General features: G+C 43.2%; 10 protein-coding genes. 8 read left to right on the forward strand and 2 right to left on the reverse strand.

Annotated features, from left to right (window positions below; all coding sequences use genetic code 11):
- Positions 1-16: 16 nt before the first annotated feature.
- A complete protein-coding gene (locus DXD25_RS01090; RefSeq protein WP_089544052.1) occupies positions 17-610 on the reverse strand; it encodes an IMP cyclohydrolase in 594 nt (197 codons plus the stop codon).
- 151 nt (positions 611-761) lie between these two features.
- Here DXD25_RS01090 and DXD25_RS16485 point away from each other — a divergent pair, with 151 nt between their 5' ends.
- From DXD25_RS16485 to DXD25_RS01100, 3 genes are all read left to right on the forward strand, one after another.
- Entirely contained in the window at positions 762-950 is a 189-nt protein-coding gene (locus tag DXD25_RS16485) for a hypothetical protein (RefSeq protein ID WP_147327814.1), read from the forward strand.
- Between the two features lie 31 nt (positions 951-981).
- On the forward strand, positions 982-3498 hold the full coding sequence (gene clpB / locus DXD25_RS01095; RefSeq protein WP_117661387.1) for an ATP-dependent chaperone ClpB: 2517 nt from the start codon (positions 982-984) through the stop codon (positions 3496-3498).
- A gap of 299 nt (positions 3499-3797) precedes the next feature.
- The gene (locus tag DXD25_RS01100; protein ID WP_117661388.1) at positions 3798-4124 is read left to right on the forward strand and encodes a hypothetical protein; all 327 of its coding nucleotides are present in this window, start codon (positions 3798-3800) and stop codon (positions 4122-4124) included.
- Positions 4125-4410: 286 nt separating this feature from the next.
- On the opposite strand, the gene DXD25_RS01105 is transcribed toward DXD25_RS01100, so the two are convergent.
- Positions 4411-4689, reverse strand: a complete 279-nt coding sequence (locus tag DXD25_RS01105) for a hypothetical protein (RefSeq protein ID WP_117661389.1) — start codon at positions 4687-4689, stop codon at positions 4411-4413.
- 190 nt (positions 4690-4879) lie between these two features.
- On the opposite strand from DXD25_RS01105, the gene DXD25_RS01110 reads away from it, so the two are divergent.
- The 5 genes from DXD25_RS01110 (at position 4880) to DXD25_RS01130 (ending at position 12485) form a co-directional block, all read left to right on the forward strand.
- Positions 4880-7597, forward strand: coding sequence for a DEAD/DEAH box helicase family protein (locus DXD25_RS01110; protein WP_117661390.1), 2718 nt, complete (start codon positions 4880-4882; stop codon positions 7595-7597).
- Between the two features lie 9 nt (positions 7598-7606).
- Positions 7607-9040: a type I restriction-modification system subunit M gene (locus DXD25_RS01115; RefSeq protein WP_117661391.1), complete on the forward strand. Its 1434-nt coding sequence runs from the start codon at positions 7607-7609 to the stop codon at positions 9038-9040.
- Between the two features lies 1 nt (position 9041).
- Positions 9042-10202, forward strand: a complete 1161-nt coding sequence (locus tag DXD25_RS01120) for a YhcG family protein (RefSeq protein ID WP_117661392.1) — start codon at positions 9042-9044, stop codon at positions 10200-10202.
- A 20-nt stretch (positions 10203-10222) separates the two neighbouring features.
- Entirely contained in the window at positions 10223-11608 is a 1386-nt protein-coding gene (locus tag DXD25_RS01125) for a restriction endonuclease subunit S (RefSeq protein ID WP_117661393.1), read from the forward strand.
- A gap of 73 nt (positions 11609-11681) precedes the next feature.
- Positions 11682-12485: a tyrosine-type recombinase/integrase gene (locus DXD25_RS01130; RefSeq protein WP_117661394.1), complete on the forward strand. Its 804-nt coding sequence runs from the start codon at positions 11682-11684 to the stop codon at positions 12483-12485.
- Positions 12486-12501 lie beyond the last annotated feature (16 nt).

Consider the following 12501-nt stretch of genomic DNA (forward strand, 5'->3'; position numbering starts at 1 on the left):
TAGGTTTACCTCTTTATTACTTGGCAAACCAAGCGTGGATAGCAGTATCATAGTGAGAACTTACGCCGAATGCACGCTCTGCGAACATCTTGCGGTCCTCAATGTCGGTTTCAGCACCCTTCTTCTTCAGGATGTCGAGAAGCACGCTGTACTCAGCCTTGCTAGGAACGATAACCACGTCCTTGAAGTTCTTGGCACCGGCACGGATCAGGGAGATACCGCCGATATCAATCTTCTCGATGATGTCGGCATCGCTGGCGCCGCTGGCTACAGTCTGCTCAAATGGATAGAGATCCACGATAACGAGGTCGATAGAAGGAATCTCATACTCCTTCATCTGCTCCTGGTCGCCCTCATTGTCGCGACGGGCCAAGATACCTCCAAATATTTTTGGATGAAGAGTCTTCACACGACCACCGAGGATTGATGGATATGTGGTGACATCCTCAACTTTTTCACATTCATAACCCAAAGATTCGATAAACTTCTGAGTACCACCTGTGCTCAGGAACTTAACACCCTCTTCATTCAACTTGGCGAGCAACTCGTCCAAGCCATCCTTGTGAAAGACAGACACCAAAGCTGTCTTGATCTTCTTTGTTTCAGCCATTGACTTTATATATTACGAATTTTTATATTCAATATGGTTTCTAAAAACGCTGCAAAGATACAAAGAATATTTGGAATACACAAATATTTAATACCTATTATCACATTATTTAAAGGATATTTGCGATAAATCAAGTAATGGTTCAGCCATTTTGACAGAAGCTTTTCTGCGAATAGGGAAAAAGGAAGGAAAAAACAGACAAAATGTCAGAAAAACGCCCAAAAACACGCAATGGGCACGCTATTCGCATCCCCCGATTGTGATGCCGGAAGCCATCAAGGCTGAAGCATCATCCAAGGCTGAAAGTCCGGAAGAACTGAAGCCAGACAACAAGAAGTAGAACAAATAACATTTAGAAAGGAGATCAAGATATGACATTCGACAAATTTACAATCAAGGCGCAGGAAGCGGTGCAGGCCGCTGTGAACATAGCGCAGAGAAATGGTCAGCAGACCATCGAACCGGTGCATCTTCTCAGTGGTATCATCGAGAAAGCACCTGATGTAACCAACTACATCTTCCAGAAGCTGGGCATGAACGGCAATCAGATTGCCATGCTCCTGCAGCAGGAGATGCAGCACCTGCCTCGTGTGCAGGGTGCTGGTCAGCCATACCTCTCGGGCGATACCAACCAGATATTGATCAACGCCGAGGACATCGCCAAGAAGATGGGAGATGAATTCGTAAGCGTGGAGCCTATCCTCCTCGCTATCCTCAAAGGCAACTCTACCGCTGCCCGAATCCTCAAGGATGCGGGTGCCAACGAGAAGGACCTCACTGCAGCCATCCAGGCTTTGCGACAGGGTCAGAACGTGAAGAGCCAGAGTGCCGACGAGAACTATCAGAGTCTTGAAAAATATGCCAAGAACCTGGTAGAACAGGCTCGCAGCGGCAAGCTCGACCCGGTTATCGGTCGTGATGAAGAGATTCGCCGTGTGCTCCAGATTCTCTCTCGCCGTACCAAGAACAACCCTATCCTTATCGGTGAGCCTGGTACTGGTAAAACCGCTATCGTCGAGGGACTTGCAGAGCGTATCGTCCGTGGCGACGTACCTGAGAACCTGAAGAACAAGCAGCTCTATTCGCTCGATATGGGTGCACTGGTTGCCGGTGCCAAATACAAGGGTGAGTTCGAGGAGCGTTTGAAGAGCGTCATCAAGGAGGTAACCAATGCCAACGGTCAGATTATCCTCTTCATCGATGAGATTCATACCCTGGTAGGTGCTGGCGGTGGCGAAGGTGCCATGGATGCAGCCAACATTCTGAAGCCAGCCTTGGCTCGTGGTGAATTGAGAGCCATCGGTGCTACTACCCTCAACGAGTATCAGAAGTACTTCGAGAAGGATAAGGCGCTGGAGCGTCGATTCCAGACCGTGATGGTGAATGAGCCAGACGAGGTAGATGCCATCAGCATTCTTCGTGGTATCAAGGAGCGTTATGAGAACCACCACAAGGTTCGTATTCAGGATGATGCCTGCATAGCAGCTGTCAAGTTATCCGAGAGATATATTTCTGACAGATTCCTCCCGGATAAGGCCATCGACCTGATGGATGAAGCCGCAGCCAAGCTCCGTATGGAGCGTGACTCCGTGCCAGAGGAACTGGATGAAATCACCCGTCACTTGAAGCAGTTGGAAATTGAACGTGAGGCAATTAAGCGCGAGAACGACCAGCCTAAGATTCAGCAGCTCGACAAGGAGATTGCAGAGTTGAAGGATAAGGAGCACGACTTCCGTGCAAAGTGGGAAGGCGAGAAGGCTCTTGTTAACAAAATTCAGCAAGACAAGCAGGAGATAGAGAACCTCAAGTTCGAAGCTGAGCGCATGGAGCGTGAAGGCAATTACGAACGTGTAGCAGAGATTCGCTACTCTAAGCTGGTAGCTCTTGAAGAGGATATCAAGAAGATTCAGGAGCAGCTGAAGAGCACCCAGGGCGGTGAAGCCATGATCCGTGAAGAGGTGACAGCCGATGACATTGCAGAGGTAGTAAGCCGCTGGACCGGAATACCAGTGAGCCGAATGATGCAGAGCGAACGTGAGAAACTGCTCCATCTGGAGGAGGAACTCCACAAGAGAGTCATCGGTCAGGACGAGGCAATCACAGCCGTAAGTGATGCCGTTCGCCGCAGCCGTGCCGGTTTGCAGGACCCAAAGCGTCCTATCGCCAGCTTCATCTTCCTCGGTACCACCGGTGTAGGTAAGACCGAGCTTGCCAAGGCTTTAGCAGAATATCTCTTCAACGACGAGTCGATGATGACGAGAATAGATATGAGTGAGTATCAGGAAAAGTTCAGTGTCACCCGTTTGATTGGAGCGCCTCCGGGGTATGTAGGATACGATGAGGGTGGCCAGTTGACCGAGGCTGTTCGCCGCAAGCCATACAGTGTGGTTCTCTTCGATGAGATTGAGAAGGCTCATCCTGATGTCTTCAACACCCTGCTCCAGGTATTGGACGATGGCCGATTGACCGACAACAAGGGGCGTGTAGTCAACTTCAAGAACACCATCATCATCATGACTTCCAATGCGAGCCGTGAGATGTTGAAGAAGACCTTCCGTCCGGAGTTCCTGAACCGTATCGACGACATCATCACCTTCCAGCCATTGACCAAGGATCAGATTGCCAAGGTTGTGGAGTTGCAGATGAACAGAGCCAAGAAGATGTTGGAGCCTCAGGGCTTCGATCTCCGCTGGACTCCAGCCGCCATCGGTTATCTTGCCGAGGTAGGTTACGACCCAGAGTTTGGTGCCCGCCCAGTAAAGCGTGCCATACAGGATTACGTTCTGAACGATTTGAGCAAGAAGATTCTTGCCGAGGAAGTAAGTCGCGAGAAGCCAATTACCATTGACTACTCAGAGGCAAACGGCATCGAGTTCAAGAATCTCTAAAAGATAGATTTTTATCATTTCTATTATATAAGAAAGGTTCCTTCGGGGAGTAACATCCCCGTCGGGACCTTTTTTTATGCATGCATTCCCCAACTTTTTGGGGAATATTTCCACAGAGTTTCCTCACATTCCACACCATTCATTTTTGGCGCAAAACGCATAAACACCTGATTATCAGCATAAAGCCATTTTTCTCATCTTTTTGGCACGCAGATTGTGACTATGATGATCGGGTTCGATAATGAATCCACAAGCAAATAAGTAACATCAATTAGTAACAATTTTAAAAAGATAAGATTATGAAGAAGTTTATGTTTGCAGCTATCGCAGCTTTGGTTATGGTTTCAGTAAGCAACGTTTTTGCATCAAGCAAAATGGTTAGTAACGCTCAGGTTGCTCCTGTTGATACAGTAGCTCCAAATGCACCTTCCGATTCATTGGCAGTAGATGCTCCTGTTCAGCCACAGGCTGCAGCAGAGGATTCTACCCAGCAGGAGAATGCAACAGAGGAGACTCCAGCAACAACAGAGGATTCTACCCAGCAGGAAACTACTGAGCAGAAGGAGACTACAGAACAGCAGCCAGCAGAGCAGACTGCTACAGAGCAGCAGACGATTGCTGAATAATAAAATAGAAAAAGACAGTTCATTTTGCAGGCGTTATACAAGAAAGAATAGATTAGGTTAGTTTTTTTTAAAAGGTAATAAGACTTATTCAGGTTTCCATAGAATTTACATGATTTTCAAATATAAGATAGAATTTTAGGTTCGGTTTAGTGAAAAGTGAAGTCTGTTGGCAGTGATGCCAGCAGACTTCTTGCGTTTTACGACAGTTTTTATTTCATGAGATTTTATGTTGGTAAGGAAAGGTTGTCTATCCACGGACAATCTTCCCTGAGCCGCTATCTTCCCCTTATTCTTTAAGCTGCTGCAACTGACTCTCCGCCAATCCCGTAATTTCCATCACCGTCGCAACATCCATACCTTTTGCCAGCATCTTCCTAGCAATCTCGAGGCTACGCTGGTTCATTCCTTTCTCTATACCCTTCTCCATTCCTTCAGCTAGTCCTTCTTCTTTTCCCTCTCTCTTGGCGGTATCAATCGAATTCTTGATGTCGCGATATGCCATTTTGCTGGCTTCGTACTCACGTTGTTCCCGCGGAGTAAACTTAGAAGAATCTACCTGCTTCATAATCTCAATGCTATTAATGTTTCTATTCTAGCAGCAAAGTTACGATTTTCTTTTGAAACCAACAAGAGTTTTCTAGAAAAAGTTGAGAAACCATCCATAAAAGACAAAAAAGTATAAATAGTGAATCATATAAATGGTCAAGTGAAATATTATCATTATCTTTGTAACTAAAATAATAGGTAACAAAACTATGACGCCAGAAGAAAAAGCAAGAGTCAAAATAGACCAATGGTTTGCTGATGCAGGATGGAAGGTTGTCAATCGAGATGAATACGAGCCTACCATCTCAGCCGTAGCTATTCGTGAGGGATTGCTCAAAGGTAATCTTGAAGCAGATTATTTCCTGTTTATCAATGGGAAAGCTGTCGGTGTGCTCGAAGCTAAAAGAGAAGAAATTAATATTTCTTCCAATATTGTGAGTGAACAGGCTATCACATATGCAAAGAGTGTACCTGACTGTTATCAAGCCTGGCAAAAACCTTTGCCTTTCCTCTTCAAATCAAATGGCAAGGAAATAGAGTTTTTTGATTATAGACATCGTGAAACTTCTGAATGGGAAAACATTAGCCGCATTCTTACTCCAAAGGAAATAGTAAAGATGTTAGGTATAGACGACCCTTTTGCCGGACTTCCTACATTGAACAAGAAAGGTCTGCGAGAATGCCAATATGAGGCAGTAACAGAATTGGAGAAAAGCTTCCGTATAGGTCAAAATCGTGCATTGATGGTTTTAGCTACTGGTGCCGGCAAAACATATACGGCATGTCTTACTGCTTATCGTATGCTTAGCTATACCCCTATGCGTCGTGTTCTGTTTCTTGTTGACCGCAACAACCTCGGAAAACAGGCAGAAACAGAGTTTGGAACATTCCGCCTTACGGAAACAGGTGATGCCTTCAATACAATCTATGCAGTCAACAGGTTGAAGTCGGCAGAAGTACCAACAGACAGCAATGTGGTTATCTGTACCATACAAAGATTATTCTCACTCTTAAAAGGAGAAGAGATTACGGATACAGATGATGACGATGAAGATACAGCTGATGGTGAAGTAACATTACCAGACAATCCAAACTTACCACACGATTTCTTCGACCTTATTATTATAGATGAGTGTCACCGTTCTATTTATGGCAACTGGCGCAAGGTGCTAGAATACTTTGATGCAGCTCGCCTTATCGGTCTTACAGCAACACCAATCCCTGAAACGATGGCATTCTTCAACAACAACCGTGTTGTAAACTATACGCTTGAGCAGTCAGTCATAGATGGTGTCAACGTCGATAGCCGCATCTATCGAATCAGAACAAAGGTAACAGAAGAAGGTGGAGCTATCATGCAAGGTCAGAAAACCAAAGTTGAGACTCGATACACAGGCGAAGTTAAAACCGTAAGCACAAAGGAAACAAAGACTTATACGAAAGAAGAGTTAAATCGAAGCATCATCAACCCTGCCCAGATAAAACTTATTCTTTCCACTTATCGTGATGCTGTCTATACAGAAATGTTCAATGACCCTCAAAGAGAGCCTAACATGAACTATCTTCCAAAGACCCTCATCTTTGCGCTCAACGAGAACCATGCAACAAATATCGTTCAAATTGCTAAAGAAGTTTTTGGGCGAACGGATGACCGCTTTGTTCAGAAGATAACCTATTCGGCAGGAGATAGCAATGAACTGATACGCCAGTTTCGTAACGACAAGGACTTTCGCATTGCCGTAACCTGTACCCTTGTGGCAACAGGAACAGATGTAAAGCCTCTGGAAGTCGTGATGTTTATGCGTGATGTGGCTTCAGCTCCCCTCTATACACAAATGAAAGGTCGTGGAGTCCGGACAATAGGTGACGAACAGCTGCGCAACGTGACACCTAATGCTATCAGCAAAGACTGTTTCTTCCTAGTTGATGCAGTAGGAGTAACCGAACATGAGCATATCATACCAGGTCAGTATGAAGGTCCTGAGACAGAGACCATCACCTTAAAAGAACTATTGGAACGTATCGCTCATGGAAATCTGCCAGACAATTACCTCAAGCGACTTGCTGCCACATTATCCAGACTTTACAATAAGGCAGATAATGTACAGCGACAGGAATTTGTCCGCATCGCTCATGATGACATGCAGGAAATTGCTCAACGCATCTATAATGCTCTCGATCCTGAGCACCAGCCACAATTGCCACCATACGTAGATATCAATGAACCTAACAATGAACGTAAGGGTTTGGTATCTCCGATAGCTAATCATGCCAATGTCCGTAAGTACATACTGATTCTTGCAGCTGGTTTTGTCAACACGCTGATGCCAGGAGAAGATACGCTCATATCCAAAGGTTTCTCTATAGAAGAGGCTCAAAGTACCACAGATGCATTTGAGCAATATTGCTGCGACCACTGTGATGACATAGAAGCTTTACGCATTCTATATAATAACGAGGGAGAACCTATCACCTATTCCATGCTGAAAGATTTGGAAAACAAGTTGAAGATGGAGAACAACCGCTTTGCACAAAAGCTCTTATGGAATTCATACGCCATCGTATATGGTGATAAAGTACGCCGCACGACCAAGAAGGAAGAATCGGAGGCTCTTACCAACATCATCCAACTGGTACGCTTCGCTTACCATCAGACAGAAAAACTGGAAAGTGCCTATCCTACGGCTCGAAGTATGTTTAATCTTTGGTATGGTCGAAAACAAATGGATATAACACCGAAGCAGAAGGATTTGATAGGCAAGATAGTGGAATACATCGCAGCCAATGGAGCCTGCAACGTGCGAGAGATAAGGAAGAACGATGTCACCCATGCAGCCCAATTGATTGCAGCTTTCGGAAACATGAAGAAAGCTGACGAGGCTTTGGATTCCGTATATAAATTTATAGTATTAAGAACAACAGCATAGTATATAAATATGGCTAAAAATATAACAACTGAGCAAACGCTCACAAAAAAGGTATGGAATCTTGCTACGACATTAGCAGGAGTCGGAGTAGGATTTACAGATTACATCACACAACTCACCTATCTTCTTTTCTTAAAGATGGATGACGAGAATATGGAACTCTTTGGAGAGGATTCATCCATACCTGTTGGGTATAGATGGAAAGACTTGACAGGCTTGGATGGCTATGATCTCGTAAAGCAATATGAGAGTACACTCAAACTATTAAGTCAACAAGATGACCTCATCGGCACCATCTATACCAAAGCGCAAAACAAGATTGACAAACCTGTCTATCTTAAGAAGGTAATCACTATGATAGATGAAGAGCAATGGCTCATCATGGATGGTGATGTAAAAGGTGCTATATATGAAAGCATCTTGGAGAAAAATGGTCAAGATAAAAAAAGTGGTGCTGGTCAGTACTTTACCCCACGTCCACTGATTAAAGCTATGGTTGACTGCTTGCAACCCCAAATTGGTGAGACCGTATGCGACCCTGCCTGTGGTACTGGTGGCTTCTTGCTTGCTGCCTACGATTACATGAAGGAACAAAGCCAGAATCGTGATAGATTGGACTTTTTGAACAACAAAGCGTTACATGGCAATGACATCACCCCACTTGTGGTTACACTTGCCTCCATGAACCTTTATCTTCATGGTATAGGCACAGACCACAGCCCTATCGTATGCGAGGACTCTTTGGAGAAAGAACCTTCCACCTTGGTAGATGTCATCCTTGCCAATCCGCCGTTTGGAACACGCCCTGCCGGTTCTGTTGAAATCAATCGTCCAGACTTCTATGTTGAAACCAAGAACAACCAGCTCAACTTCCTTCAGCATATGATGCTGATGCTCAAAACTGGCGGACGTGCAGCAGTAGTCCTGCCAGACAATGTACTTTTTGAAGGCAACGCAGGAGAGACCATCCGCAAGAAACTCTTGTCGGATTTCAATCTCCATACCATTCTCCGTTTACCTACAGGCATTTTCTATGCACAGGGAGTAAAGGCAAACGTACTGTTCTTTACCAAGGGACAGCCAACTAAGAATATTTGGTTCTACGACTATCGCACTGGTGTAAAACACACCTTGGCTACGAACAAGTTAGAGCGTCACCACCTCGATGACTTTGTAACCTGCTATCATGCTGAGGACATCAATGCCCGCAAAGAGACATATGATGCAGACAAGAACCCATCTGGCAGATGGCGCAAGTATAGCATTGATGAAATCATGGCTCGTGACAAGACAAGTCTTGATATCACTTGGATAAAACAGGGTAATGATACTGAAGATTTACCATTGAGCCAATTGATGTCAAACATCAAGGAACAGAGCATGAATATCAGCAAGGCCGTAAGCGAGTTGGAGAAATTATTGAGTGGAATAAAGGAGGTATAAAATGGACAAAAGTTTGATAAACACTAACATCGAACAGCAGTTTACTGAAGTCGTAAATCTGATAGTTCAGCATCGAAGTAAAGCGTCTATGGCTGTCAATAAGGAGATGCTGCTCACAGCGTGGCATGTAGGTGCCTATGTTTCCAAGAAGTTAAAAAGTGAGGAATGGGGAAGCAAGGTTATTTCCCAACTATCTGAATATATCCGTTCTCAACATCCTGAGATAAAAGGATATAGTAGAAGAAACATATATAATATGGTGATGTTCTATGATGAATATTCTACGGAAACTTTCACAACGATAGTAAATAAGTATCTTGATGCTGAATTTGTGCAGCCAATGGCTGCACAAATTGAAGTAAAACAATTAGTATCGAAAAGTAAGGCAATACAATCAAAAAATGGTGCTGCTGCATTTGTGCAGCCACTGGCTGCACAAATGCCTAAAATTTTGGAGTTGACAACGTTCACTAACCATATAGAAATACTATGTCGTTGTAAGCGTTATGAACAGCGGTTATTCTATATTCTTTATGCACATAAAGAAAAACTGGGAAAAAGAGAGATGCAGCGCTGTGTTGACAATGATACTTTTTCCAATCTTCTCGGAAATAAAAGTAATATGTCGAAGGGATTATTAGAGCAATATCCTGATGCTCCTATTATGTTTAAAGACACTGTGTTTTTAGATTTTCTTGGGTTGCCAAAGAAATACAATGAAAGCAAATTGAAGAATGGATTAATAGAGCATATGAAGCAATTTATTCTCGAATTAGGTAAAGATTTCATCTTTATGGATCAAGAGTATCCGCTCACCGTTGGTGCATCTACCTATAAGGCAGACTTGCTGTTTTTTCATCGCGGTCTCCAGGCACTTGTAGCGGTGGAATTGAAGAAAACCAAATTCCATCCTCGAGATCTTGGTCAATTAGAGTTTTACCTTGAAGCTCTTGACCGTGATGTGAAACGTTCCAACGAGAACCCTTCTATAGGCATCATTTTATGTCCTGATGTGGACAAGGTTGTTGTTGAATATGCTATGAGTCGCAGCATGAGTCCTACGATGGTGGCGGAATATAAGCGTATCTTAATTCCGCAAGAAAAAATGCAACAACAATTAAGGGAATTCTGTCAGTTCTTCTCAAAAGAAGATAAATCTTAAAATTAATAGACGAATTAATAATGGACACAAAAGCATTAAGACAAAAGATACTCGACCTTGCTATTCACGGCAAGCTCGTTCCACAAGATCCCAACGATGAGCCAGCATCGGTGCTGCTCGAACGTATCCGTGCTGAAAAGGAAAGACTCATCAAAGAGGGAAAGATTAAGAAGGGAAAGAAGTCTGCAAAGACTTCTGATAAGCCGCATTATCCCTTTGAACTGCCGAAGGGATGGGAGTGGACAACGGTAGATGAAATTTACTTTGTAACAAAGTTGGCCGGTTTTGAATATACTGAACATTTTACAAAAGAAGCAATTTCTCCAATGAATGCAGTTCCAATTGTACGCGCTCAAAATGTAAAAATGGGACGCTTTATTGAAAATAAAAATGAAGCTATAACAATTGAATTATCAGAACAATTGTCCAGAAGTGCTTTGTATAAAGATTGTCTTCTTATGACTTTTATTGGGGCTGGAGTTGGAGAAACGTGCATATTTCATGCAAACAAACGAAATCATTTGGCACCCAATGTTGCTAAAATAGAGCCATTTGACGAAAACATAAATATGGAGTATGCTCTGTTTTTTTTCATGAGTTCATTAGGGCAACAAGGTGTGACTAACATATCTAAATCAACAGCACAGGCCAGTTTGTCTATGGCAACTATCCGCGAATTGGTTATTCCAATACCACCAATAAAAGAGCAAAGTCGAATAGCTAAGGAGCTGGTAAAATGGTTCTCTTTGATTGAGTGTATAGAAGAAAAAACGGGCAACTTACAAGAAACTATCAAGCAAACAAAATCCAAAATCCTCGACCTAGCCATCCATGGTAAACTCGTACCGCAAGACCTGAATGACGAGCCAGCCAGCGAACTGCTCAAACGCATCAATCCAAAGGCTGAAATCACTTGTGATAACCCCCAATATGGCAAGCTGCCGAAGGGGTGGTACTTATGTAAGATTTCTTCTGTTGTAAATATTGTTAATGGTAAATCTCAGAAAAATGTAGAATCACCAACTGGTAAATATCCAATTTATGGTAGTGGAGGTATTATCGGAAAGGCTATGGAATATACATGCTTGGCTGGTTCTACCATTATCGGAAGAAAAGGTACTATAAATCATCCTATTTTTGTTGAAGAGAATTTCTGGAATGTTGATACTGCATTTGGCATGAAAGCAAACAATCAAATTTTAGAAGATAAATACTTCTATTGTTTTTGTTTGTATTTTGACTTTAGTAAACTTGATAAAAGTTCTGCATTGCCAAGTCTTACAAAAACCGCAATAGGAAATCTGATATTGCCTATTCCTCCTCTTGCAGAGCAACAGCGAATAGTTGCAAAGATTGAAGAATTATTCTCTCAACTTGACAAGATTGAATCCTCATTGCAAGCATAAAGGCTTACAATGGGGATTTCCCATTCTTGACACACATCTTATATTGTTACCATTCATTTTAATACAAAACAATATGGTAACACAATTTGAAAAGTATTTGGTCAAGGCAAACTTGACAAAGAACACGGTAACATCGTACCTGTGGACTATCAACTATTTTCTTGAGCACTACAAGGAGGTGAACAAGAAGAATCTGTTGGCTTATAAGGGTTATCTTATGGAGAACTTCAAGCCACAGACAGTAAACTTGCGTTTGCAAGCAATGAATAAGTATTTGGAGTTTAGCAAACAAGAGAAGCTAAAGATGAAGTTTGTAAAGGTGCAACAAAAGAACTTCTTGGAGAACGTCATCAGCGATGCCGATTACAAGTTTCTGAAAACCAAGCTAAAGGCAGATGGTTATGATGAATGGTATTTCATCGTTTGGTTTATGGCTGCCACTGGTGCACGTGTCAGCGAGCTGCTTCAAATCAAAGCTGAGCATGTAGCGGTTGGCTATCTTGACTTGTATAGCAAAGGAGGCAAGATTCGCCGCCTTTACATTCCGAAGAAGCTATGCACTGAAGCCAAAAGATGGCTAACAGAACAAAACATCTCCTCTGGCTATCTGTTCACCAATCGTTCAGGCAACCGCCTTTCCACTCGTGGCATAGCTATCCAGCTGAAACATTTTGCCGAAAAGTACGGTCTTAACCGTGATGTGGTTTACCCACATTCGTTCCGTCATCGTTTCGCCAAGAACTTCCTTGACCGCTTCAACGACATCGCCCTCCTTGCTGACCTCATGGGGCATGAGAGCATCGAAACAACACGCATCTATCTGCGTCGTACAGCAAGCGAACAGCAGAAGATAGTAGACAAGGTCGTTACTTGGTAACTGTATCTATAGCATT

The sequence above is a fragment of the Prevotella sp. TF12-30 genome (assembly GCF_003436715.1).
Lineage (GTDB): Bacteria > Bacteroidota > Bacteroidia > Bacteroidales > Bacteroidaceae > Prevotella > Prevotella copri_A.